Consider the following 23,031-nt stretch of genomic DNA (forward strand, 5'->3'; position numbering starts at 1 on the left):
TTCAAAATATTAGTAATTTTACTTTATGCCAATTGATACGATATACAGAACCTCCCAGTGCGAATGGGTAGATGTAGAGGCTCCTACTGTAGAAGACCTGAAATTTCTTCATGAAAGATATGAAATCAACAATCTTCTTCTTGAAGATACGATGGATCCTAACCACCTTCCGAAATATGAAGAAGACGGGAACGTTAAATTCTTCCTGCTCCGTGAAAGTACTGAGCTGGAAAGAAAAAATCTGAATACGATCAGTGATATCAGTACCAAGATTGGAATTTTTCTGGTTGAAAATACCATTATTACCATCCACAGGATGAAGACCAGAAGTATCACCGAGACCAAAAAAAAGGTTTCTTTGATTCAGCAGGACGTTACTCCTCAGCAAATCACCCTCATGATTGCTATTCTGATTATGAAAAGTTTTGATGATGAATCTTTAAGCCTTTTCGAAACGATGGATAATATTGAAAACGAGATTTTCCTTAAAAACACCAATCATACCAGCCAGATCCGCCGTCTTTATAAACTGAAACGAAAGTCAGGGCTGAATTCCCGGGTACTGGTCATCTCTACAGATGCTATTGATAAATTTAAACTCTTGAATTTACAGGACTCCGAATTTGTTGATTTAAAGGATAAGCATAAAGATGTTGTGGCGGATTTTGATCATTTGAATATTCAGATCACCAACCTTATTTCCATGTTCCTGGCGCTTTCAGATCAGAAGGCCAACCAGGTAATGAAGGTTCTGGCCATTTATTCCGTTTACTTCTTACCAATCACCTTTATTGCCGGGGTTTACGGGATGAATTTCGATAACATGCCTGAACTTCATCATAAGTATGGTTATTTTATAACTTTGGGAGCAATGGCTACAGTTGTGATCACTACGTTTATTTATGTAAGGCGAAAACAATGGTGATCAGATTTTATATTGACACCAAAACCTATCTTCTATCAAATATGGCCCGTTGATTATTTGTTGTTTTTAATCATCATCCCAATAAAACAAAAATACCATGACCGCTGAAAACCTCAATAAAATTCTTGAAGATCCGTCCCTTTCACAGACATCCAAAGAAAAGCTGATGGCTTTACATCAGAATATTTCCGGCAAAGAGTTTTCCGATCTTCTGGATCAGTCCGGAAATCAGTATGTGGAGTTTGTTCAGGAAGGTGGTGGTGTCTGGGGAAGCGCATTGGTAGGCTATCTTTACGGTCTCGAAATATTCGGTATCCGTTTTCTGAAAGTGGCAGGAACAAGTGCCGGCGCCATTAATACAATGCTTATTGCAGCCTGTAAAACCAAAGAGGAATCTAAAAGTGAGCTGATCAAGAATATCCTTTTCAGCTGGGATTTTTCAGATTTCATGGATGGGAAGACGTATGTAAAAACCACCCTTCATGCGATGCTGAACAACAAGGATTTTTTTAAGATCAATACTGTTATTGCCGCTATCCTTTTTATTATTCTGGTCAGTATCCCTTTTCTGGCCCCTTCAACAACGATCCTGAATGCGAAGCTGATGTTTCTGATTCCTCTGATACCGGCCGTTATTTTATTTTTCTGTGTCAAAAAGCTTTACAACAATTTCAGAAAAGAAAACAGCGGACTGAATCCCGGAAATACTTTTCAGAAAACGATGCAGAATGCGCTGGATCAATTCGGGATCAAAACAGTTGCCCATCTTAACAAAAAATTTATCCAGAAAGAAAGAGAGCTCAACCTTAATTACCGATATGGAAACGGGCAGGAATATTATCAGATGGCACTACAAAGCATCGAAAAGATTAAAATCAAAAATCAGGAGCACATTGACCAGACCCGATACCGGATTTTCTACGAAAGCTCTGTCAATAACGATTATTATAAAAACAACCCGTTTTACCTTCTCAAATCCGAATATGTGGTCATTACCACCGATATCAATGCTCAAATTAAGGTAGAACTTCCCACGATGGCTAACCTTTACTGGTCTGAAGAGGAGCTGAAGCACATCAGTCCGGCAGAATTTGTACGGGCTTCTATGGCTGTTCCTTTTTTCTTTGAGCCTTTTCAGAAACAAATCAATAAAGACGACGATTCTGTAAAATATGCCTGGCGATACTGGATGAATACCAAGCCTGAAGACATCAATCCTGCAGGAGTTTTTATTGATGGCGGCAGTATTTCCAACTTCCCTATTGATCTGTTTCATGCGGATGAGGTTTTTTATCCGAGAATGCCCCTTTTTGGAGTGCAGCTCACAAGTGATTCTGCTCTCCTTTCGGAAAAAGGGAAAACCAGTGAAGAAATCCTTAAAACACCGTTCAGCTATGCCGGAAATATCATCAGTACCTTGAAAGGATTTAATGATAAAACATTTCTTACCAAACACACCTTTTATAAACTGTACAGCATACAGACCGTTAACTGCGGGACCAGCAGCTGGCTGAATTTCTTTATGAAAAGAGAGGAAAAGGAAGAACTTTTCAACAGAGGATTTCAGGCTGCCCTTGATTTTCTCAACAGCTTTGATTGGGAAAAGTATAAATATGAAAGAATGATGCTCACCATGAAGGAGAAAAAAATACTGAAGGAAGAGGATACTCCTACGGTAGGATAGGAATTTAAGTTTATCAACATTTACAAATAAAATACAATGACAAAATACATCTGCCAATGCTGCGGAGAGGAAAAAGAAGACTGGCCGGCAATTGCCTATTCTTACCCTTATTTTTATTCCTGTTTATCTGAAGAAGAATTGAAAAATACAGAACTCAGCTCAGATCTGTGCGTCATAAAAGAAGAAGAAGATACCCACAGGTTTATCCGTACTGTACTTGTACAGGAAGTAGTGGATGACTGTAGAGATCTGGATTATGGAATCTGGGTTTCACTGAGTGAAAAAAACTTCGATGAATATGTTGAAAACTATGATAATAAGGAATTTGAAGCTGAATATTTCGGATGGCTTTCCACCTATCTTCCGGATTATGAGTTTGAAGAAAGTGTTCCTACAACCGTGGTAGTCAATAATTCTATCGGGCGTCCGTTTGTTTATCCTCACCAAAGCTATGAGCATCCGTTTGTATATGATTTTTATAATGGCATTACAAAAGAAGAAGCAGAGAAAAGAATAAACCGGGTTTTAAATAAGGAATAAATGAACTGGATTATCAGAAGTACAAAAAACGTAAAATTCCATACTAATCTTCATGAGGTTTTAAAACCTATTTGGAATAATCTTGCCGTTTATAAATGGATTTTGACGGATTTAGATTTTATATCTGATCAGACTCTTCCCATTAATTTTGATAAAGATTATTTTGTGTTGGATCATCCGGAATTTGAACAGCTCTATCAAAGCAATACTCAGATCATTTGGGGGATTATTTCAGCCATTCCAAATACTATTGAACCTGATACTTCAGCCTTTTCTGTCTTATCTGCTGAAAATACAAGTGTTTGGGAACCTGATCACTTTTTAATTCAGGAAAGCATTTTAGAAATTATTGCTTTTGACAGCGGATATACCCTTGTGAAATTTAAAGATATAAATCTTTCAGATACATTTAAAGAATATTTCCAGGAGCAGGCAATAGATCTGCAGAAGTTCAATGAGAAATATAGAACCGGAGCATGAAAAAATTGATTTCAGAAAAATTTCATATCATTATTTTAATAGTCACTTTTGTATTTATCATATTCTGTTTAATTAGTTCTAATTTGGGGGTAAATGACCTGCTCAAAAGCCCCAAATACACCATTGGAGAAGCTATATCAGACTGGCATCAAAAAAACAACAATGGTTTAGGAACAGATTACAAATATCAGGTTGATAATAAAATATACTTTAAAACAACAAGTTGTTTTTACAAAAAAGGAGATAAATTTCTCATCATCTTTGATTCTATAAAACCCAAAAATGCAAAAGTTCTCGACATCTACTCTATTGAAAATTATCTTATAGATTTAAAAGTTCCTTCAAAAGGCTGGAAATATAAGGATGTCCCATTTAACATTGACAGCAATACCATAAAGAAATATATTCAGGATTGGAATGTAGAACCTTTTGAATACATACAAAAGTAAGCTGAACTCGCTTAATTCAAGTTCAACTTACTTTTTATATTATTATAAATTATCCAGAAACTCCAGATACATCGGAACACTTCTGTTGATCCATTCATCGGAAGAATCTCTTTCAATTCCATAATAAACGAATGGTTCTTTATAATCGGCTTTTATATAATCGAAAGTCAGTTCATAAGGTCGGAAAAGCTCCTTCATTGTATATTTATATTCTCCGGATTTGCTATACCCTTCTTCATCTATTCCTGCAGTAACAGCCAGTGTCATTTTCTTTCCGGCCAGCTTAAAACCGCTGTTGCTTCCATAGGCCCAGCCATACAAAACCACTTCATCCAGCCATTGTTTTAAAAGCGGCGGACTGCTGAACCAGTAAAAAGGAAACTGAAATACAATTTTATCATAAGATTCCATCAGTTTCTGTTCCTGAGCTACATCAATTTTTCCGTCAGGGTAAGCTTCATATAGCTGATGAACCGTATATTTTTCAGGGTATTTTTTTAACTCATTAATCCATTTTTTATTGATCACTGATTTTTCTATATCAGGATGCGTCACAATCACTAATGTTTTCATTATGCTTAAATTTCTATTACAAAATTACTACACGTAACGTACATTTCGTACATTAGCAACCTATTGTATGGTACTATAAAAAATGTAAGTAATGACTAAAATCAAAGAAACCTCAACCAATTATGCCAATAAAAAAGCGCTTGCTGATGAGTGCCCGGAAATTTACGCTTCCAATATTATCGGAGGACAATGGGCATTAGCAATATGCTGTTATCTGATCAATGGAAAAATGAGGTTTGGTGAACTTAGAAAAAAGCTTCAGAACATTACTGAACGCATGCTTACACTTCAGCTCCGAAGGCTTGAAGAGGATAAAATCATCACCAGAACAGTGTACGCAGAAGTTCCTCCAAGGGTAGAATATGAGCTTACAGAAATAGGCTATAAACTGAACACCATTATCCTTGAGTTTGAAAAATGGGGCAAAGAACATAAAGAATTGATGAAGGAAACATTAAAGAATAATTGAAATAATGAGACTCTTACGGAATGACATCATTCATGCACATGTCAGACAGTTCTATTTGTCATTCCGTAGAATCCAGGCTTGCTAACTGAAGAATAATCCCTATTCTACTTTTCCTCAGCTTTTTTCCACAAAGGTTTTTGTGCCAGTACTTTTGAGTGAACGGGACAGCTTTCATGATGGGCTCCCTGAAGATATCCGGTGCTCATCAGAAATTCGTTTACAATCTCCCCGCCGGTGAATTTGAATGTTTTTTTGAACAGCTTCATCCATTCCTGTAATGTTTTGGGATGATGATGCTCCAGCCATTTTTCGAAAGAACCAAATTCCTTTTGCAATTCAATGATTGTTTGGGCATTTTCAATCGCAGCATTTACTTTTAGCTTATTCCTGATAATTCCCGGATCGCTCAGCAATCTTTCCCGGTCTTCTTCCGTGTATGCCGCTATTTTCTGAATATCAAAATTATCATAGGCTTTTCTGAAACTTTCTTCTTTTTTAAGAACAGTTTCCCAGCTTAAGCCAGCCTGATTGATTTCCAGGATCAATCTTCCGAACAATTCATTATCATCGTGAATAGGAAACCCATAATAGTTGTCATGATAATTCTTGTGCAGCTCTTTTCTGCTTTCAGGCTGCATTCCTTCTATTGCTAAACAATAACTCATTTCAATATATTTTCTGTTTTGTAAAACTTTCCGACTGTAAAGATAAAGCAGGATTGTGACAACAGTGCGTCAGCAGTATTTTAATTTTTAAATTTAATATTATTTCAAATCATTTTATTGTCTTTTGCTCAGAGAATATTTAGTAGTTTAGACGACTCAAAACAATTAAAATGAAAGCACTGTTTTCCATTCTTTTTATGATAGGTTCCATGTTCTGTAAAGCGCAGAATTTATACTCTAAAGCTTATGGTGAACATAAAAATCCGCCTGTTATTTTTATCCATGGCGGACCGGGTGGAAATGCCACTTTATTTGAAGGAACTACAGCGCAAAAACTTGCTGATAAAGGATTTTACGTCATTGTGTATGACAGACGTGGTGAAGGACGTTCAAAAGATGAAAACGCAACCATGACATTTAAAGAAAGTTTTGAGGATTTAAAAGGTATTTATTCCGCATATAATATCAAAAAGGCTAATATTATTGCCCACAGTTTCGGCGGGATTATCGGAACCCTGTTCACGTCACAATTTCCTGAAAAGGTAAAGTCGCTGACTCTTGCAGGTGCTTTATTTACCCAGCAGGAAACCTATGACCATATTCTTAAAAAGGTAAAAGAACATTTCAAAAATGATCCTGTACAGCTAACAGAGATTTCAGCAATAGAAAATCTGGATAAAAATTCTGCTGCATACAGAAAAAGATGCTATGAAATGGCAGGAAAACTTGGCTTCTTTGACATGCCTAACCCTACTCCAGAAAGTGAAAAGCTGAGAAAGGAATACCAGGCAGGAGAATTTTATAAAAACAATATAAGAAACCCCAACTCTCCTCTTACATTTTATCAGAATGAACCTTTGAATAATCTTGATAATACTACAGTTTTAAAAAATATCCGGAAAAAAGGAATCCCTGTTTTTGCCGTGTATGGTAAAAATGACGGTATATTTTCAGAGAAACAGCTTGATGATCTTAAAAATATTGTGGGAAAGAAAAATTTTAAACTGATTGATAACTGTTCCCATTATTTATTTGTAGATCAACAGAATGATTTCCTGGAATTTATTAAGCTTACATTGAAATAAAGTGTAGTTTTGTAATCATGCACCATTCAGGATTCCATATGAAAACTTACAAAGCTGTCGTTACGATGCTTATTTTGGTGTTTTCATTGTCTCCATGCTCTGTTAAAAGGAATGTTCTTGATATTTTTGACATTGAGTTTATCAGCGGGCTGAATAAGGTAAAAACTACCTCCTTTCTTTCCTTCAGTTGCGATGCGGCATCTGCTTCTTCAGGCCTATCAGTTTCAAAAATCAAAGCTCAAAGCCAGCATAATAAATTCTTATCTTGTTTTACTCCAGCTGTACACAACTCTGTTGAAGAAAAGACCTTTCTCAATATCTATTCCGGTCATTCAACAGGAAACAGCCCTCCGAAATATATTCTGTTTAAAAGACTGAAACTTAATCTGATTTAAAACCTTTAAGTCAATTTAAAAATCAGTTTTTTACAATACAATATTAATTTCAATGAAACATACCGTAAACAGCCAGTCTTCGGACCTGGCCGGCTTATATACTTTATCCCTCCGTATGGTCATCGGGTGGACTTATTTTTCAGCGTTCTGGCGCAGACTTATCCTGGAAAACAAACTTATTCCTGATGAAAAGGGATATGTCGGGGAAAAATTCAATCATTTTTTACCTAATGCACTTGGAATAAAACCTGTTATTGAGTATCTGGTTACCCATCCCGATGCATTACAGCGTTCCATGATGATTTTTACCATTATTGAAGCGATTGTAGGATTATTCATCATTTTCGGATTATTTACCCGCCTGATGAGTATCGGTATCTTCAGCCTTGCTTTTGGAATTTTACTGGGTTCCGGCTGGCTGGGAACAACCTGTCTTGATGAATGGCAGATAGGTGTTCTGGGAATCGCGGGTGGATTTGCTCTGTTTCTTTCGGGAAGTGGTGCCTATTCACTGGACTATTATTTTATGAAAAACAACAAAAACTTTACTCAGAAAAAATGGTTTCAATGGCTGGGATCCGGAAGTTTACCCATCTCAAAACCTAAAGTTTTCGTATTGGCAGGATCGTTAACCATATTCGGACTAACCCTTTTTACCAATCAGTATTTCCATGGCGGCGTGTGGGGAACCTTTCACAATAAATCAGTAAAACCGAAGCTTGAAATTTCAAACATCTCCCATAATTACTCAGATCTGAAATTTGAAGTATACAGAACTGAAGGTGCCGATGTATACGGCTCTTTTTTGATAGGCATTCATATTCTGGACAAAAAAGGAAATATTTTAAAAGAGCTTGATCACAAAGAACTTGCCGGAATTCCTGAAAAGAATATTCAAAATCATTATGTTGCCAAAGTGAAACCAGGGAAACATAGTCTGGTAATTCCATTGGGGGCAAAAGCCGATGTGGCCCTGAATATTGACGATATTCTTCAAAAAAATGAAATTCATTCCTTAAAACTGATTGATATCAGCGGGATTGAATGGATTGAGAGGATTGAATAGGAGTTCGGGATTCGGGATTCGGGGTACGGGTTACGGGATGCCAGTTTTAGGTTTTGGTTGAAGCCGATTCTCAATTTATAATAGTAGAAGCGGACTAAAGTCCGCTTCTATTGATATTTCAGGAATGTATTTTAATTTTCCAGTATTCAGTATTCCCATTCTATTTTTCCGAAACTATGACATGATAACTGCAAGAGCTGTCCGGATCAAGTTTCAGGACTTTTATTTCAAGTAAAACATCCAGCCCCATAGTATCGCAAACTCCCTGTATGAAAGGTTTTATAACCGGCCATTTTAGCAGCCCTGCAATCTGCAGACTCTGGGTGATTTTATGATACCGGTCCACGCCTTTGATCAGCAGCTCACATTTATGGTCATTTAATTCTTTAAACTCAAAATTATATTCGGGACTGGATGTAAAGACTGCTCCTATCAATATTTTTGCAACAGCCGGAATCCCAGGCTGCAGATTGGATTTTGTTTCAAGGTTCTTTAAAGCCATTCTTGACCCGAGATCATACATAAAAGTGCTGGAAAGCTCTTCTACCGCTTCTGCTCCATACAGTTTTCCTACCTGTTTAAGCATTCCTCCATAGAAAGCTCCTGTAATATCAGACAGGCGCTGGGTAAGCTCTGTAAAAGTTCCGGGAAAGAAATCTGCAATAATCTGAGCCTGATTCATCTCAGGGAGATAAACATCATGTTTTCTGAAATCTGATAATGCCACGTACGTTTCCGGCAGCTGGATTTGATTCATATAATAAGTTATTAGTATTTGAGATTGTAGTTGAAGTCTTAAAACTATGTAAAGCTAGAAAAAATAAATAAACTCTCCAACAAGTGATATTATTTTTATGTTACAAAATAAAAACAGAAAGTTATTGTCTCCTACTATTTTACGTAAGAAAATAACATAAAAAAAACCTTCGAAAATTTCGAAGGTTTTGATTTAAAATTTAGTGCATGGCTTCACTCAAATCTATTTTTTCTTTGCTCTTTCTTTCTTTTATGAATAGGATAAACGGAATACATATCAGGAATATGACCCCGAGATAAAGAAATACGTCCATGTAGGAAAGAACGGTTGCCTGTTTGGTTACGGACAGATCCAGCATTTTGTAAGCGGCATTCATTGCAGCATCAGGTGTCATTCCTTTTGCAATAAAGTTTGCTTTCAGGGCAGCCAGCCTTTGCTGAACATCAAAACTGTTCTCATCCAGATGGGAAATTAAGTTATTTCTGTATTTCTGGCCTGCATTGGCAATAAAGGTTGTAATTGCTGCAATCCCGAAAGATCCTCCCAGCTGTCTCATCATTCCGGTAAAAGCGGCACCCTGACCAATCTCCTGTCCTTTCAGCGTACTTAATGACAAAGAGGTAATCGGAATAAACAGCAGTCCCAGTCCTGCTCCTCTCACAATCAGCATCCAGAAGAAAGCATCTTTGCTGGTGTCCGGTGTCAGGATTTTATATCCCCAGAAGCTATAGATAAAGAAAATGAACAATCCCAGAGAAACCAAAATCTGCTGTTTTGCTCCTTTCGTCAGTAATCTTCCGATGATAGGCATCATGAAAGCAGTTGTTAAAGCCGCCGGAATCATTAAGGCTCCTGACTGAAGCGCCGTCCAGCCCAGGATACTCTGTGTATAAAGCGGAACGATGAATGTTGACCCATAGAGCCCAAATCCTAATACAAACGACATCACCGTTCCGATTCTTAAGTTTCCATTTTTCAATACCCGGAGTTCTACAATCGGATATTTGAAGGTGAGCTCCCTCCAGAGGAATAGTATAAATCCTAATATTGCAGCTACTGTAAAGGCCACGATCATTCCGCTTTCAAACCAATCTTCTTCATGTCCTCTTTCCAGAATGAACTGTAATGAACCTACTGTTACAGCCAATAAACCAATACCGATCCAGTCGACATCTGAAACTTTACGCTTTTCAGCATATTTCGGACTTCTCACGAACTGCAGCGTCATTAAAGTGGCTGCAATCCCGATCGGAATATTAATATAAAATATATACGGCCAGCTGTAATTATCAACAATATATCCTCCAAGTGGCGGACCTAATGTAGGGCCAATAATTACTCCCAGACCATAGATAGCCTGAGCCATACTTCTCTTTTCAATCGGATAAGATTCCGTAATGATCGTCTGTGAGGTTACCAGTAGGGCTCCTCCTCCGATCCCCTGCATCAATCTGAAGAAAACAAGTTCCCAGATATTGGTGGCATTCCCACATAAAAATGAAAATACCGTAAATATGATGATGGATGCCGCAAAGTAATTCCTACGTCCGAACTGCTGTGAGAGCCAACTTGTCATGGGAACAATAATAACGTTCCCGATAGCATAGGCTGTAATCACCCAACCCACTTCTGAAAGCGTAGCTCCAAGATTCCCCTTCATTTCATTCAAGGCAACATTAACAATCGTGGAGTCTACAATTTCAAGAAGGGCACAAAGGATAGCAGTAATCGTAATGATCACTCTCCGCGCTCCATATTCTACTAATGAATCTTGCATAAGTTTTTTTCGATGTGAAAAATCAATGGTGAATTTTGCTTCGCAAGTGAATGGTGAATTGTAAAGCCTACCGTTTTAATTGACAGCAAAGCTGATTCACTATTGACAACGAAGTTCATTGACTTTTAACAATTTAAATGTTATTTCAAAGCAACTTCTGCCTTTACGTTCATTCCTGTTCTCAATCTTTTTGCAATATTCTTGTCAAGATTCACAAAGTCAATTTTTACAGGAAGTCTCTGAACTACTTTTACGAAGTTACCACTCGCATTATCCGGAGGAAGAATAGAGAAAGTAGCTCCTGTAGCCGGAGAGAATGAGCTTACCACTCCCTCAAATTCCTGGTCAGGGAAAGCATCAATCTCAATTTTTACTTTCTGGCCTTCTACCATTTTATCAACCTGTGTTTCCTTAAAGTTGGCCACTACCCATTTCTGGTCGTTTTTCACCAAGGCAAACAGTTGTGATCCTGCCTGCAGGTACTGACCTGCCTGTGTTGGTACTTTTCCTACATATCCGTCTTCCGGTGCCAGGATTACTGTATATGACAAGTTCAGTCTTGCATTTTCTACATCTACTTCTCTTTGTTTAGCCACTGATCCTGCAACACTGATCTGTTGAGAGCTTGCCGCCGTCTGAGAAGAAGCGATATGAGTCTGCTGAGCGATTTGATTTCTCTGGTCAACCAATACCTGCAGCTGTTTGTCTGCAGATTGTTTTGCAGCAAGTGCCTGCTCATACTGTTGTTCTGTGATAGAATGGTCTTTTACAAGATTGGCATATCTTTTCAGATCCTGTGATGTTTTCCATACATTTACTTTTGCCGCTTCTATCTGAGCGTTAGCAGTGATTACTGCCGCCTCTGAAGAACCGATATTTTTCGAAGTTGCCGTTGTAGCAGCTTCAGCATTGGAAATATTACTTTTCGCTGTAGATAATGCTGCCTGAGCCTGCTCAAGAGCCATTTTCTGATCTCTGTTATCCAAAATCACCAAAGTATCTCCTTTCTTCACAAACTGGTTGTCTTTTACTTTTACTTCAGCTACATATCCGGAGATTTTAGAAATTACCGGTGCCATATTGGAAGCAATCTGAGCATCGTCAGTTTCTTCATGATACTGTCCGTAAGTATAAGCTCTGTAACCGTAGATTCCTCCTCCGATTACTACTGCCGCTAAAATGATAGGAAAAACTAAACTTTTTTTCTTTTTAGGTTCAGCTGCCTGTGTATTATTATTTTCCATTTTGGTTTCGATCTGATTATTTAATTGTTAAAGTTCCTGTTGTCTGTAATAGTTTTCTGTATGCCAGTGCAGCATCTGCCTTAGCATTGATTACGCCAACGTTGGCTGCAATCTGAGCTGCGTCTGCATCCAGCAATTCAGTCATGGTTGCAAGACCGTTGTCGTATTTATTTTTTGTAATTCTGTAATTTTCATTAGCCTGCTCAGCAGATTTTTCAAAAACAGCAATTCTCTTTTTGGAATAGTCGGTGTTCTGGTATTCTCTGTTGACATCAAGCTTAATGTTATCATTCAGTAATTCATCGGTAGCCGCAAGTTGCTTTTCTCTGGCCTGTGACTGTCTTAAAGAAGAATTTTCTTTCCAAAGGTTGGATAAGTTGTATGATACCCCGATTCCTACGTTGATTGCATTATATACGGTAAGAAACTTAGGAATATCTGCAGCTACATAGCCTCCGGTGAATGCAATGGAAGGAAGGTTTTCTGCTTTTGCAGCTTTTGTTCCCAATTCTGCTGCTTTTCTCTGTTGTGCAAGAGCCTGCAAATCTTTACGGTTTTCTCTGGCTTCATTAACATAAAAATCAACAGGCTTCACATCTGATCCTTCTTCAATATAATTTTCATCTACTTCAAGTACCGTTGTTTCAGGAAGACCTAGCAGAAGATCCATATTGATATTGGCAATATTGTAATTATTTTTTGCCTCCAAAAGCTGAAGTTCAATATTTGAAGTCTGAAGGTTGGCTTTTAATCTGTCATTTCTCGCGATCAAACCATTATTTTCCATTTTCAGGAAAGTTTCATCTCTTTTCTGGGAAGCTGCAAGATTTTCTTCAAAAACTTTAATAGACTGGTTTGCCTTAAATAAGTTGTTATAGGCCTGAGCTACATTATAAGCAATAGCAATCTTGTCATTCTCAGTGCTCAGCTTGGAAGCTTCTACCAGATATTTAGCCGACTGAATCCCATATTTGATTCTTCCTCCGCTATAGATTGGAACACTAAGATTTGCTGAGCCATAAGCTACCTGATGTACCTCGGGACCTCCTGCCCCTGAAACACCCGGAAGTTTGATATCCACATTCGGTTTAATCGGAAGGTACATATAGCTACCTGACACTTTTAATTCCGGTAGTTGTCTGTTTTTAGCCTCCAGAAGATCAGCTGTAGCCTCTTCGATCTTGGCTGCATCGATCTTGAGATTCTTGCTGTTCTGGATTCCCAGCTGCACAGCTTCGTCAAGAGAAAGTGTCTTTTTCTCCTGAGCATTTGCATGGGCTATTCCTACGAATAGTGATAATGCAATCACTGAGTTATTTATTCTCTTCATAACCTAAAAGGTCTTTTAGTAAATATTTAATATGTTTATTAAGTTCTGTATAGTATTTTTCGTCAAAAGCTTCCTCATCTTCTGTTTCATTCAGGAATTCTTTATACATTTCTTTTGCATTGAATGCATAAAATAAAGTTCCGCTTACGGTGGAATGAAGGAGATAGATAGGTGGTTTCTTGGTGAAAATTCCATTTTTAAGACCGCTTTCCAATATCTGTGAATACATGGAAAGGAATCCCATTTTGGTCTGTTTCAAAAATTCTACAATCTGAGGATTCTTGGTATGCAGCTGCTCTCTCTGCATAATCCTGTAAAAGCATTTTTGAGTCCGGATCTTATTAGAAAACTGATCAATTACTCTTTCAATTTTCTGCCATTCGTTGATATCAGTTCTTCCCAAAAGATCTTTCGAAAAAAACTGACCTTCATTCATTCTGTATTCTACTAATTTCTCATAAAGTTTTTCCTTAGAGCCAAAATAATATGAGATCATAGAGATATTTACATTAGCAGCCTTTGCAATTTCGCGGGTAGAGGTTCCTTCGAATCCTTTCTCAGCAAAGAGCTCTTCGGCGGCAAATAATATATTCTCTTCTTTTGAAATCATGTTGGTATTCATTTTTCAGGGCGCAAATTTACATAAGTTTTTATTCAAATCAAACGATTGATTGATTTTTTAATATAGATTTAATTTATTGCAAAGAAAAGACGGTTTCTATAATAGATGCTAAAACCGAAGAAAAGACTGTTTTTAATGAAAAACAACTTAAAAAAGAGTTCATATTTATTTAATAGTAATGAAAATTTCTAATAACAGTATTTGAATTTTCTGAATACTTAACATTAAATAATAGATAAAAAAAGAAGAAAACTAAAAGTAATATGATAACTGATTGTATTTTAAAATAAAAACTCCGGCTAAAGCCAGAGTTTGTTTATGCGCTTTTATGAATATATCTTGATAATTTTATTCCAAGATCCGTCCAGACAATTTTAGGATTTCCGTTTCTTGTCAGGTGAAGATCGGCTGTATTGATTTCCTCCAGGATGCTTTCAATATTGGCTCCACTTATAAATTTTGAAAACCCTGCCCAATTGAACCCATTCGCATTGATTTTTTTATAGACAAGATCTTCGGACTGATAATTCTGAAGCAATGCTAATCTGAATATTTCAGAACAATAATTCAGGAAGTTTTTCTGCTTTTCCCTGTTCCAACCTGCAATTTCTCTTGCCCAGAAAATAATGCTTCTGAGATACTCGGGTTTCTTTTTTACCATAAATGCATCTCTTACCCATTGCACAAAGAGCTTTTCGAACTCATTGGACTTGTCACCTGAGTTCAGCAATTTTATGGCTTCATTAAGGTCTCCCTGTGCCTCATGAACAATTTCTCTTACTTTCTCATCCGAAACAGAAAAATTCTTTTTGAGATAGTTTTCAATATCTTCATCATGAATTCTGGGAATTTCTACAATCTGTGTTCTGGAAAGGATGGTAGGGAGGATGTCATTGGTACTTTCGGCAGTAAGAAGAATCACCGTTTTTGCCGGCGGCTCTTCCAGAAATTTTAAAAACTTATTCGAGGCGGCCACATTCATTTTATCTGCTCTCCAGACAATAAGTATTTTGGTTCCTCCCTCAAAACTTTTTAAAGAAAATTTCTGATTCTGATCATCAATTTCATCTGCAGAAATAAATAGCTGCTTATTTTCCGACTCCAAAAAGGCAGTCCAGTCATCATAGCTGGCATAAGGAGAAGACAGAATCATTTCTCTGAATTCATCAAATTTATTCTTACTTAATGAGTTCTTATTATCCGTAAAAACCGGAAAGCTGAAGTGCAGATCCAGATGATTGAGATGCTCTACTTTTGCAGCAGCATGTTCATTTTCCTGGCTGAAGATTTCTCTTGCATAAGCCAGTACCATGGGCAGTATTCCGTATCCCTCCTTTCCTACAAAAAGTTGGGCATGGCTCACTCTGTTTTCAGCAATGCTTTCTCTAAGAAGTTTTTTCAGATTCGTCTGTCCGGCGATATTCTCCCAATTCATGTTTCAAAGATAAAAAATCTTATTTCAATTCATAAAATTAAGTCTCTTTAATCTATAAAATAAAGAGTGAATCTGATAAAGAAATCTCTTTTTTCCGAATAATTTTTTTATATAAAGAATTGCTATGTATATGCGTGAAAATTTGCATTTTTCTTCTGAAGAAAGGCCCTTAACAAACTTTAACCACATATAATTTTTACAATTCATTAATATTTAAGATATTTGCGCATTGTTTTAAAAATAAAGAATGAAAAAAATCTTTGTAGTATCATTCATATCAGTTGGATATTTTCTGAATGCACAGAGTCTAAGCAACTCTCCTTATGCAGCTTATGGAATTGGAGATGTGAAATATGATAATACGATCGAAACTACTTCAATGGGAGGTATATCTACTGCTTTTATAAGTGATTTTACCAGTAGTTTCAATTTTGCCAACCCGGCAAATAACGCCAATTTTGAACTTACAAGTATCAGACTGGAAGCTACCAACGAAAACAATTATTTCAAATCGAACTATAACGATATGAAATCTACAAAGCATTCTACGTATCTTTCCAATATTTCGATCGCTTTTCCATTATCTTCAAAAGTGAAAATGGGAATCTCTTACCAGCCATACAGTTCCAAAAGCTACGACATCGTAACGGAACAGCTTGCCAGTGATAATACGACTCCCCTATACAAAAACAGCTTCAAAGGTAGTGGAACATTAAATACTGCCCAGCTTGCTGTTTCTTATAAGATCAATCAGGAATTATCTGTGGGAGCAAAAGCTAATCTTTATTTCGGAGATCTTAATGACCTTAATGAATTCCGTGCTTACAACAGTAACCTTGGTACTTATGTAGGGGAATATGTAAATGGTTATGAAACTAAAAACAGAATCAGAAATTTTAATTTTACGCTTGGTACAAGCTACCAGACTTTAAATACACGTACTGACAAGAAGTTTACCGTAGGAGCCACTGCTACTTTTGGGAACACAAGTAACATGACGACACAGTACACTAACAGTACCTACAGATATTCTGATGCTCAGGAAACTACAAAGATGACCGATTCTGAAACAATCATCGAGCAAAAAGAAACAAAATCCAAAAACCTTCTTCCGTTACAGGCTTCCCTTGGGGTTGGGTACGGAAGCGAGAACCATTGGTTTGTATCTGGTCAGATAGATTATAAAAAGGGAGAAGATATCAATTATTTCGGTAAGACTTTTGATTTCCAGGATAGCTACAGAATTTCCGCAGGGGGATGGTACCTTCCTAACTATAATAACTTCAGAAGCTACTTCTCAAGGGTGATCTACAGATATGGAGCATTCTACGAAAGAGGAAATCTTAAACTGGAAGGAAACAGTATTAACAAGTTCGGTATTTCTGCCGGGGTAATGCTACCATTCAAAAACAGCAGTATCACAAGAATGAGCGGTCTTGAAATCGGGCTGGAAGTTGGTAAGAGAGGAACTCTTCAAAACAACCTGATCAACCAGAATTTCATCAACCTTAGAATCGGCTTCAATTTTGCCGACAAATGGTTCAGAAAGACTCTTTATAACTAAAATGAATTTTTCAGAAAAAATATCATATAAAAATATAGCATGCCTTTTTAGTTGTGCTATATTTTTTATACTGACATCCTGTGAAGAGGACCTTACCAAAGCTAACGGCAACCAAAGCAAGAATTTCCCTTCACAAATTATCAATAACGCCAACATTATACAGCGCGACTCCGGTTTTGTTACTTTAAAAGCCAAAGCTCCCATTATTGAAAAGTATGAGCTGATCGACAGCCCGTATGTAGTAGCCAGAAAAGGAATTGATATTGAGTTTTTTGATAAAAAGAAACCTAAAGTTCCTGGAAGAATTACAGCGAAATACGCCCGTATTTTTGAATACAAAAAATTCTACGAAGCCAAAGGCGATGTAAGAATAAGAACCAACGAAGGGCAGAGATTTGCCATGCAGAGTATTTACTGGGATCAGAAAAAAAACAGAATCTATACCAAAGATACGGTATATGTTACCATGGAAGACGGCTCTACATTGGTAGGAGCCAATGGAATGACGGCCAAAGATGATTTTTCCGAATACACGTTTTATAACAATTCGGGAGATTTCAGTTCGAAAAGAATTTCTGAAAATAAAAAATAATCCTGAAATGAAAGCGCTGGCTATTGGAATCATGTCCGGGACAAGTCTGGATGGTTTGGATATCTGTCTTGCTGAATTTGAAAAGCAGGACACATGGACCTTTAAAATTCTGAAAGCCGAAACATTCCCCTATTCTGAAGATTGGGAAAACAAGCTTAGAAATTCAATTCACCTTCCTGCTGAAGACCTTCTGGAACTGCATTCAGCATATGGCTTTTACCTTGGTCAAAAGGTTAAAGAATTTATCCATCTGCATGAGCTTGAAAATATCGATCTTATTGCGTCTCATGGCCATACTGTTTTTCATCAGCCACAGAAAAGATTTACCCTTCAGATTGGCGACGGCAGGGCTATAAAGCTGGAAACCGGATTACCCGTTATTTATGATTTCCGAAGCCAAGATGTCCTGATGAAGGGAAACGGAGCGCCTCTGGTTCCTATAGGTGATGAATTACTTTTCTCAGGATACAGTGCCTGTCTTAACCTTGGCGGATTTTCCAATATTTCCTTACGATCAGAAGGAAAGAGAATTGCTTTTGATATTGCCCCGGTGAATATTGTTTTAAATCACCTGGCTCAAAAGCTTCATAAGAGTTTTGATGAAAACGGAACATTGGCTGAAAAAGGTACAATAAATGAAGATTTGCTTAATCAGCTTAACGTATTAGATTTCTACCAACATCCTCACCCGAAATCGTTAGGAGTTGAATGGTGTAATCAGCATATATTTCCGGTTCTTCAAAATATTGAAATCACAGATGCACTGGCTACTTTTACAGAACACACCGCTCAACAGATCTCTTATGTCATCAATGCAAACAATATAAAAGATATCCTGATCACAGGAGGAGGTGCCTACAACACATTTCTAATTGAAAAAATAAGAGCCAAAACAAAAGCCGAAGTAATCATTCCTGAAAAGGAAATTATCGATTATAAGGAAGCTCTGATATTTGCCTTTATGGGTGTTTTAAAAATGAATAACGAGGTCAACGTTTTGTCTTCTGCAACGGGAAGTAGTGTTGATCATTGCTCGGGAGTTATAGCATAGAAATTACATAAAACAAAAAACCTCCAATTTTGGAGGTTTTGTATTATTTATAAGCTTCGATTTTATCAGTAAGCGTATTGATAAAGTTCTGTAACGGCTTTTCTACCATCATTTTGATGAATGGATTGAATTTCCCTTCAAATAACATCTGAACCTCTGTCTGGTTGTCGCTGATCGGGTTCAATGTTGCTGTTAATGAGAAATCAAGGCTTGAGCTTGCAGATCTTAAAACAGCTTTGTGATCATCCACTTCGTCAATTTTTAACGCAATCTCCGGCATTCCCTGTAATCCGAATTTAAATCCGTTATCTCTTGTTTCAAATTTCTGAAGACCATCCGGCATAAAATCTTTATAATTTTCAGGAGATTTCAGCAACTCGGTAAGTTCTTTAGATGATTTATTGACAATAATCTTTCGTCCTTCTAAATTCATTTTTTATTTTTGTATTTAAATTCTTAACTATTACAAATGTATAAAGTTTTTGTCAACGAAAAAAAATTATTGATATCTAAGCATCCTGAAGAACTTGAAAAAAAGCTTAGGTATGAAAATTATACAACTTTGGAGATCGCATTGGATCTTCTGGAGAATACTTCTGCGCAGGAACTAAATGTATATGGGGAGAATTTGGATGAAATATGGCAGGAATTCCAGAAGCTTTTCAGAATTATAGAGGCTGCCGGAGGTCTTGTTAATAATCCTGAAGGGAAAATTCTTTTCATCAGAAGACTAGGCAAATGGGATCTTCCCAAAGGTAAGATGGAAAAGGGTGAATCCAGAGAAGAATCTGCCGTTCGGGAAATAGAAGAAGAAACAGGCTTGAGCGACGTAGAGCTTGTAAAATTCATCAATACGACTTATCACATCTATGTAGAAAGAAATGGTGAAAAAATATTGAAGTGTACCCACTGGTTTGAAATGAACTTCGACGGAGAAGACACTTCCAAACCACAGATAGAAGAAGGTATTACTGAAGTTGCCTGGAAAACGACATCAGAAATTGAAAATGAAGTTTTTCCAAGTACATTTAAAAATATTAAACTGATTGTAAAAGAATTTTGGGATTTGAAGAAATAAGTAAGAGGGCTGGAAGAATGAAGCCGGAAGTTATATTCCGGCCAACTACTTCTTCAAGTGTTTATTTATTAATGAAATTTTATAAAGTTGAATACAAAGAGAACACTCTTCAATTGCCTTCAGGAACTTCCCTCTCCCAGCCTCCAGCTTCTGTACCCTAAATAAAGTCTATTATTTTTTCAAGAGCAATTCCTCTGGAGCCTTTCAGTAGTATATTTTCAGTTTGAATTTTATGCTGTTTCAAATATTCTGCGAGTTCCGTTGTGTTTTCAAAAGCAAGATCTGAAGAATTGACAGCCTTGAAATGTTTTCCGACAGTAATAATCTCATCGAAATGAAGATCCTGAGCCAGTTTTAAGATGTTCTGATGCTCTTTCTCACTCTCATCACCCAATTCCAGCATATCTCCAATAATAATGGTTTTACTGCCTTCAAAGCTGATAAAATTATTTAAAGAAGCAGTCATAGAACTTGGATTTGCATTATACGTATCCAGAACCAGAGTTCTTCCCTCTTTTTTCACAACCTGAGATCTCATATTGGTAGGCGTATACAGTTCCAGCGCATGTTTTATTTTTTCAAAACCGATTCCAAAATGAAGCCCTAAGCTAGCAGCTGCACAAAGATTGGTAAAATTATATTCTCCTGTCAGTTTTGAAACGGCTTTTACTCCCTGATAAATCAATCCTACAAAATGTTCCTCTGAGAACGATTCAAAATTATAATTGGAAGTTTCTTTCCCGAAAGTAATTTTAGAAGGATAATTTTCAGTTTTTTCCAGCTGGATAGGATCGTTTTCATTCACAACAATTGTTCTGTTGTTATTTTTAAGATAATCATACAGCTCAGATTTTCCTTTTATCACTCCTTCAAAGCCTCCGAATCCCTCCAGATGCGCTTTTCCAAAATTGGTAATGTATCCGAAATCAGGCTGTGAGATAGTACACAGGAATTCAATTTCCTTTTGATGATTCGCTCCCATTTCAATCACAGCCATTTCATGCTCCGGTTTAATGGAAAGGATCGTCAGCGGAACTCCGATATGGTTATTCAGATTTCCGGACGTATACTGTACATTAAATTTTTCTGAGAGAACAGCATGAATCAGCTCTTTTGTGGTTGTCTTTCCGTTACTTCCCGTAAGTCCAATAAAAGGAATGGAAAGCTTTCTTCTGTGATAAATTGCCAGCTGCTGTAAAAACTCCAGAGTCGATGGAACATAGAAAATATTTTTATCTCTGTTTTCAAATTCCGGAAGTTCAACAATTACTGCCAAAGCTCCGTCATCGATGGCTTTTTCAGCCAGAGTTGCTGCGTTGAAATTCTCACCGGAAAAGGCAAAGAAAATATCATTCTCTGCTATTTTTCTGCTGTCGATGGTCACTTTTGCGGCCTGCAGAAATAAGGGATAAAACTGTTCTATATTCATGTGGAAAATATATATATTTTGAAATCAGATACAATCGCCAGATCTGTACAAGTGTTTCAGACTTTTAGAGCAAAGCGATTTCATGGTTCAAAAATAAAAAAACCTTCCGGATTTCCGGAAGGTTTTTTTTAAGTATTTTTTGATAAATATTATCTTCTAGTTCTACTCTTATCGCTGGTTCTGGCATCCTGTGCAACACGGAAACCTATCCAGCCATAAGCCTTGTTTTGGTTTTTATATCTTCTTTGTCCCGGATCCAGCCAGTAAGCGGTGTCCTGCCAGGAACCTCCTTTTACTACTCTAACATCGTTAGAAATACCTGAAGTTCTTTCTTTAGTATCTTTCTGTAGCTTCACTCTACCGTTTGCATCTACAATAAAGCTTTTCTTAGGAGAGTTGTACATGTCAAATGAATCAGTAGAATCAGCTGCTCTGTAGTATTCTAAAGAAGACTGTCTGTCTCCGTCTCTGTAGTTTCTGTAGTCAGCAATAGTCTGTCTTTCGAATTGTCCCGGAAGTCCTCTGTACACTAATCTTCCGTCAGCTAATGTATCATATTTGATACTACCTTCGTCGATCATTTTATAAGTTCCGTCTCCGTTTCTTACGATAGTCTGAGGCATGTTTCCTCTATAGTAATTGAAGTCGTTGTAATCTTCGTCTATAATAGGTCTGTAAACGTCAGCTGTCCATTCAGACACGTTACCGTACATACCGTAAATTCCTAAGTCGTTAGATGGATATTGTCTTACGTCAGAAGTCTGAGCTGATCCGTCGTTTTTCCATCCTGCGATACCGGAATAATCACCCTTACCCATTTTGAAGTTTTCAAGGAACATTCCTCTGTCTCTTCCTTTAGTACCTCTCAATCTTTCGATTTGAGGCTTCTTACCAAGGTATTGGTTATATTCTCTGTTTTTAGCCATACCTAGGGCAGCATATTCCCATTCTACTTCGGTAGGAAGTCTGAACTTCTGTACCATGGCAGCATTAGGAGCTCTGTTAGCAGCAAGCAATCTCTGGTTTGTGGTTTTCATACCGGTTTTTTGCTGCATTCTTTTTTCATTGATGTATCCCTGCATTTCAGGATCATTCGATTTGAATTTATCCATATTGAATGCTGTTCCTCCCTGATTGTTAGATTCATTGATATATAAATCTTTAGCAATAATACCAGCCTGCATCAAAGCTTTTTCGTTCGCCCTGTCTGACAGCCATTCGCAGTATCTGTTTGCCTGAGTCCAGGAAACTCCTACTACCGGGTAGTAATCGAATTCCGGAGAACGCAGATACGTTTCATTATAATCGTTTCTAGCTAATTTGTTGTCCCATAATAAGGTATCCGGTAAAGCACCGTTATAGATTTCCTTAAAACTCGGGTCACTTGGTGGGAATACATACTTCAACCATGTAAGGTATTCGCGGTATTCGTAGTTAGTAATTTCTGTTTCTCCGATGAAGAATGAACTTACCTGCATTCTGCGAGGTGTGTTATTCCAATCGTGCATAACATCATCTTTCACTAATCCCATTGTAAAAGTTCCACCTTCTACATATACCATCCCAGGCCAACCCTTCTGCTTCTGTTGCTTTCCTGCAAAAAAACCAACCCTGTTTTTCGTTTGGTTTCCAACCTGTTTTGCTGACAAATTTTTTGGTACCGCCACCTTTGCTGGTTCCTGATCCGCCACAGCTGGTTAATGCAAGTGTAGAACTTAATGCTATTAATGAAAACAACTTTAGTTTTTTCATAGTCGATATAAATATTTTCAAAGTACAAAGAAAAAATAAATTATTCAATAAATCAAGTAAACATTTGAT

At 37.1% G+C, this 23,031-nt stretch carries 23 protein-coding genes and 1 pseudogene; 13 read left to right on the forward strand and 11 right to left on the reverse strand.

The window, feature by feature from the left end; translation table 11 throughout:
* Positions 1-25: 25 nt before the first annotated feature.
* From EL165_RS09255 to EL165_RS09275, 5 genes are all read left to right on the forward strand, one after another.
* The gene (locus EL165_RS09255) at positions 26-925 is read left to right on the forward strand and encodes a magnesium transporter CorA family protein (RefSeq protein ID WP_002977643.1); all 900 of its coding nucleotides are present in this window, start codon (positions 26-28) and stop codon (positions 923-925) included.
* Positions 926-1,022: 97 nt separating this feature from the next.
* Positions 1,023-2,609 (forward strand): patatin-like phospholipase family protein, encoded by a 1,587-nt coding sequence (locus tag EL165_RS09260; RefSeq protein WP_002977642.1) that lies wholly within the window; start codon positions 1,023-1,025, stop codon positions 2,607-2,609.
* A 36-nt stretch (positions 2,610-2,645) separates the two neighbouring features.
* Positions 2,646-3,149, forward strand: coding sequence for a DUF2199 domain-containing protein (locus EL165_RS09265; protein ID WP_002977641.1), 504 nt, complete (start codon positions 2,646-2,648; stop codon positions 3,147-3,149).
* Positions 3,150-3,629: a hypothetical protein gene (locus EL165_RS09270; RefSeq protein WP_002977640.1), complete on the forward strand. Its 480-nt coding sequence runs from the start codon at positions 3,150-3,152 to the stop codon at positions 3,627-3,629.
* Positions 3,626-4,078 (forward strand): hypothetical protein, encoded by a 453-nt coding sequence (locus tag EL165_RS09275; RefSeq protein WP_002977639.1) that lies wholly within the window; start codon positions 3,626-3,628, stop codon positions 4,076-4,078. The genes EL165_RS09270 and EL165_RS09275 overlap by 4 nt, the downstream gene beginning before the upstream one ends.
* A gap of 42 nt (positions 4,079-4,120) precedes the next feature.
* On the opposite strand, the gene EL165_RS09280 is transcribed toward EL165_RS09275, so the two are convergent.
* Positions 4,121-4,651, reverse strand: coding sequence for an NAD(P)H-dependent oxidoreductase (locus EL165_RS09280; protein ID WP_002977638.1), 531 nt, complete (start codon positions 4,649-4,651; stop codon positions 4,121-4,123).
* A gap of 91 nt (positions 4,652-4,742) precedes the next feature.
* Here EL165_RS09280 and EL165_RS09285 point away from each other — a divergent pair, with 91 nt between their 5' ends.
* Positions 4,743-5,120, forward strand: a complete 378-nt coding sequence (locus tag EL165_RS09285) for a winged helix-turn-helix transcriptional regulator (RefSeq protein WP_002977637.1) — start codon at positions 4,743-4,745, stop codon at positions 5,118-5,120.
* A gap of 104 nt (positions 5,121-5,224) precedes the next feature.
* On the opposite strand, the gene EL165_RS09290 is transcribed toward EL165_RS09285, so the two are convergent.
* On the reverse strand, positions 5,225-5,785 hold the full coding sequence (locus EL165_RS09290) for a DNA-3-methyladenine glycosylase I (protein ID WP_002977636.1): 561 nt from the start codon (positions 5,783-5,785) through the stop codon (positions 5,225-5,227).
* Positions 5,786-5,955: 170 nt separating this feature from the next.
* On the opposite strand from EL165_RS09290, the gene EL165_RS09295 reads away from it, so the two are divergent.
* From EL165_RS09295 to EL165_RS09305, 3 genes are read left to right on the forward strand one after another with little or no spacing between them, the layout of a single operon-like run.
* Positions 5,956-6,870 (forward strand): alpha/beta hydrolase, encoded by a 915-nt coding sequence (locus EL165_RS09295; protein ID WP_002977635.1) that lies wholly within the window; start codon positions 5,956-5,958, stop codon positions 6,868-6,870.
* 38 nt (positions 6,871-6,908) lie between these two features.
* Positions 6,909-7,265, forward strand: a complete 357-nt coding sequence (locus EL165_RS09300) for a hypothetical protein (RefSeq protein WP_002977634.1) — start codon at positions 6,909-6,911, stop codon at positions 7,263-7,265.
* Between the two features lie 52 nt (positions 7,266-7,317).
* The gene (locus EL165_RS09305) at positions 7,318-8,331 is read left to right on the forward strand and encodes a TQO small subunit DoxD (protein WP_002977633.1); all 1,014 of its coding nucleotides are present in this window, start codon (positions 7,318-7,320) and stop codon (positions 8,329-8,331) included.
* 160 nt (positions 8,332-8,491) lie between these two features.
* Here the strand turns inward: EL165_RS09305 and EL165_RS09310 are convergent, their stop codons facing one another.
* The 6 genes from EL165_RS09310 to EL165_RS09335 all read right to left on the reverse strand — a co-directional run bounded on the left by EL165_RS09310 (position 8,492) and on the right by EL165_RS09335 (position 15,496).
* Positions 8,492-9,088 carry a hypothetical protein gene (locus EL165_RS09310; RefSeq protein ID WP_002977632.1) on the reverse strand — a complete coding sequence of 199 codons (597 nt, stop codon included), beginning with the start codon at positions 9,086-9,088 and terminating at the stop codon, positions 8,492-8,494.
* Positions 9,089-9,287: 199 nt separating this feature from the next.
* On the reverse strand, positions 9,288-10,865 hold the full coding sequence (locus EL165_RS09315; RefSeq protein WP_002977631.1) for a DHA2 family efflux MFS transporter permease subunit: 1,578 nt from the start codon (positions 10,863-10,865) through the stop codon (positions 9,288-9,290).
* 140 nt (positions 10,866-11,005) lie between these two features.
* Complete coding sequence (locus tag EL165_RS09320) at positions 11,006-12,109, reverse strand: HlyD family secretion protein (RefSeq protein WP_002977630.1); 1,104 nt, start codon at positions 12,107-12,109, stop codon at positions 11,006-11,008.
* Between the two features lie 16 nt (positions 12,110-12,125).
* Positions 12,126-13,439 (reverse strand): TolC family protein, encoded by a 1,314-nt coding sequence (locus EL165_RS09325; RefSeq protein WP_002977629.1) that lies wholly within the window; start codon positions 13,437-13,439, stop codon positions 12,126-12,128.
* Positions 13,423-14,061, reverse strand: coding sequence for a TetR/AcrR family transcriptional regulator (locus EL165_RS09330; protein ID WP_002977628.1), 639 nt, complete (start codon positions 14,059-14,061; stop codon positions 13,423-13,425). Before EL165_RS09330 ends, EL165_RS09325 begins: the two co-directional genes overlap by 17 nt.
* 316 nt (positions 14,062-14,377) lie before the next feature.
* Entirely contained in the window at positions 14,378-15,496 is a 1,119-nt protein-coding gene (locus tag EL165_RS09335) for a DNA polymerase III subunit (RefSeq protein ID WP_002977627.1), read from the reverse strand.
* 247 nt (positions 15,497-15,743) lie between these two features.
* Here EL165_RS09335 and bamG point away from each other — a divergent pair, with 247 nt between their 5' ends.
* The 3 genes from bamG to EL165_RS09350 are packed head-to-tail and all read left to right on the forward strand — an operon-like array spanning position 15,744 to position 18,703.
* A complete protein-coding gene (gene bamG / locus EL165_RS09340) occupies positions 15,744-17,060 on the forward strand; it encodes a BamG family beta-barrel-assembly machinery protein (protein ID WP_002977626.1) in 1,317 nt (438 codons plus the stop codon).
* Between the two features lies 1 nt (position 17,061).
* The gene (gene lptC, locus EL165_RS09345; protein ID WP_002977625.1) at positions 17,062-17,652 is read left to right on the forward strand and encodes an LPS export ABC transporter periplasmic protein LptC; all 591 of its coding nucleotides are present in this window, start codon (positions 17,062-17,064) and stop codon (positions 17,650-17,652) included.
* 7 nt (positions 17,653-17,659) lie between these two features.
* Positions 17,660-18,703, forward strand: a complete 1,044-nt coding sequence (locus EL165_RS09350; protein WP_041461417.1) for an anhydro-N-acetylmuramic acid kinase — start codon at positions 17,660-17,662, stop codon at positions 18,701-18,703.
* Positions 18,704-18,746: 43 nt separating this feature from the next.
* Here EL165_RS09350 and EL165_RS09355 read toward each other — a convergent pair whose 3' ends face one another.
* Entirely contained in the window at positions 18,747-19,136 is a 390-nt protein-coding gene (locus EL165_RS09355) for a hypothetical protein (RefSeq protein ID WP_002977623.1), read from the reverse strand.
* Between the two features lie 36 nt (positions 19,137-19,172).
* On the opposite strand from EL165_RS09355, the gene EL165_RS09360 reads away from it, so the two are divergent.
* Positions 19,173-19,781 (forward strand): NUDIX hydrolase, encoded by a 609-nt coding sequence (locus tag EL165_RS09360; RefSeq protein ID WP_002977622.1) that lies wholly within the window; start codon positions 19,173-19,175, stop codon positions 19,779-19,781.
* 157 nt (positions 19,782-19,938) lie between these two features.
* On the opposite strand, the gene EL165_RS09365 is transcribed toward EL165_RS09360, so the two are convergent.
* Together EL165_RS09365 and gldJ are read right to left on the reverse strand one after the other, a co-directional pair.
* Positions 19,939-21,210, reverse strand: a complete 1,272-nt coding sequence (locus tag EL165_RS09365; protein ID WP_002977620.1) for a UDP-N-acetylmuramoyl-tripeptide--D-alanyl-D-alanine ligase — start codon at positions 21,208-21,210, stop codon at positions 19,939-19,941.
* Positions 21,211-21,359: 149 nt separating this feature from the next.
* A pseudogene (gldJ, locus tag EL165_RS09370) lies at positions 21,360-22,962 on the reverse strand (gliding motility lipoprotein GldJ).
* Positions 22,963-23,031 lie beyond the last annotated feature (69 nt).

Source organism: Chryseobacterium gleum (assembly GCF_900636535.1).
GTDB classification, from domain to species: Bacteria; Bacteroidota; Bacteroidia; order Flavobacteriales; family Weeksellaceae; genus Chryseobacterium; species Chryseobacterium gleum.

What these genes read in the sequence shown, in the direction of transcription:
- EL165_RS09255 (WP_002977643.1), top strand. Translation starts at nt 26, where the DNA reads ATGCCAATTGATACGATATACAGAACCTCCCAGTGCGAATGGGTAGAT.
- EL165_RS09260 (WP_002977642.1), top strand. Translation starts at nt 1,023, where the DNA reads ATGACCGCTGAAAACCTCAATAAAATTCTTGAAGATCCGTCCCTTTCA.
- EL165_RS09265 (WP_002977641.1), top strand. Translation starts at nt 2,646, where the DNA reads ATGACAAAATACATCTGCCAATGCTGCGGAGAGGAAAAAGAAGACTGG.
- EL165_RS09270 (WP_002977640.1), top strand. Translation starts at nt 3,150, where the DNA reads ATGAACTGGATTATCAGAAGTACAAAAAACGTAAAATTCCATACTAAT.
- EL165_RS09275 (WP_002977639.1), top strand. Translation starts at nt 3,626, where the DNA reads ATGAAAAAATTGATTTCAGAAAAATTTCATATCATTATTTTAATAGTC.
- EL165_RS09280 (WP_002977638.1), bottom strand. Translation starts at nt 4,651, where the DNA reads ATGAAAACATTAGTGATTGTGACGCATCCTGATATAGAAAAATCAGTG.
- EL165_RS09285 (WP_002977637.1), top strand. Translation starts at nt 4,743, where the DNA reads ATGACTAAAATCAAAGAAACCTCAACCAATTATGCCAATAAAAAAGCG.
- EL165_RS09290 (WP_002977636.1), bottom strand. Translation starts at nt 5,785, where the DNA reads ATGAGTTATTGTTTAGCAATAGAAGGAATGCAGCCTGAAAGCAGAAAA.
- EL165_RS09295 (WP_002977635.1), top strand. Translation starts at nt 5,956, where the DNA reads ATGAAAGCACTGTTTTCCATTCTTTTTATGATAGGTTCCATGTTCTGT.
- EL165_RS09300 (WP_002977634.1), top strand. Translation starts at nt 6,909, where the DNA reads ATGAAAACTTACAAAGCTGTCGTTACGATGCTTATTTTGGTGTTTTCA.
- EL165_RS09305 (WP_002977633.1), top strand. Translation starts at nt 7,318, where the DNA reads ATGAAACATACCGTAAACAGCCAGTCTTCGGACCTGGCCGGCTTATAT.
- EL165_RS09310 (WP_002977632.1), bottom strand. Translation starts at nt 9,088, where the DNA reads ATGAATCAAATCCAGCTGCCGGAAACGTACGTGGCATTATCAGATTTC.
- EL165_RS09315 (WP_002977631.1), bottom strand. Translation starts at nt 10,865, where the DNA reads ATGCAAGATTCATTAGTAGAATATGGAGCGCGGAGAGTGATCATTACG.
- EL165_RS09320 (WP_002977630.1), bottom strand. Translation starts at nt 12,109, where the DNA reads ATGGAAAATAATAATACACAGGCAGCTGAACCTAAAAAGAAAAAAAGT.
- EL165_RS09325 (WP_002977629.1), bottom strand. Translation starts at nt 13,439, where the DNA reads ATGAAGAGAATAAATAACTCAGTGATTGCATTATCACTATTCGTAGGA.
- EL165_RS09330 (WP_002977628.1), bottom strand. Translation starts at nt 14,061, where the DNA reads ATGAATACCAACATGATTTCAAAAGAAGAGAATATATTATTTGCCGCC.
- EL165_RS09335 (WP_002977627.1), bottom strand. Translation starts at nt 15,496, where the DNA reads ATGAATTGGGAGAATATCGCCGGACAGACGAATCTGAAAAAACTTCTT.
- bamG (WP_002977626.1), top strand. Translation starts at nt 15,744, where the DNA reads ATGAAAAAAATCTTTGTAGTATCATTCATATCAGTTGGATATTTTCTG.
- lptC (WP_002977625.1), top strand. Translation starts at nt 17,062, where the DNA reads ATGAATTTTTCAGAAAAAATATCATATAAAAATATAGCATGCCTTTTT.
- EL165_RS09350 (WP_041461417.1), top strand. Translation starts at nt 17,660, where the DNA reads ATGAAAGCGCTGGCTATTGGAATCATGTCCGGGACAAGTCTGGATGGT.
- EL165_RS09355 (WP_002977623.1), bottom strand. Translation starts at nt 19,136, where the DNA reads ATGAATTTAGAAGGACGAAAGATTATTGTCAATAAATCATCTAAAGAA.
- EL165_RS09360 (WP_002977622.1), top strand. Translation starts at nt 19,173, where the DNA reads ATGTATAAAGTTTTTGTCAACGAAAAAAAATTATTGATATCTAAGCAT.
- EL165_RS09365 (WP_002977620.1), bottom strand. Translation starts at nt 21,210, where the DNA reads ATGAATATAGAACAGTTTTATCCCTTATTTCTGCAGGCCGCAAAAGTG.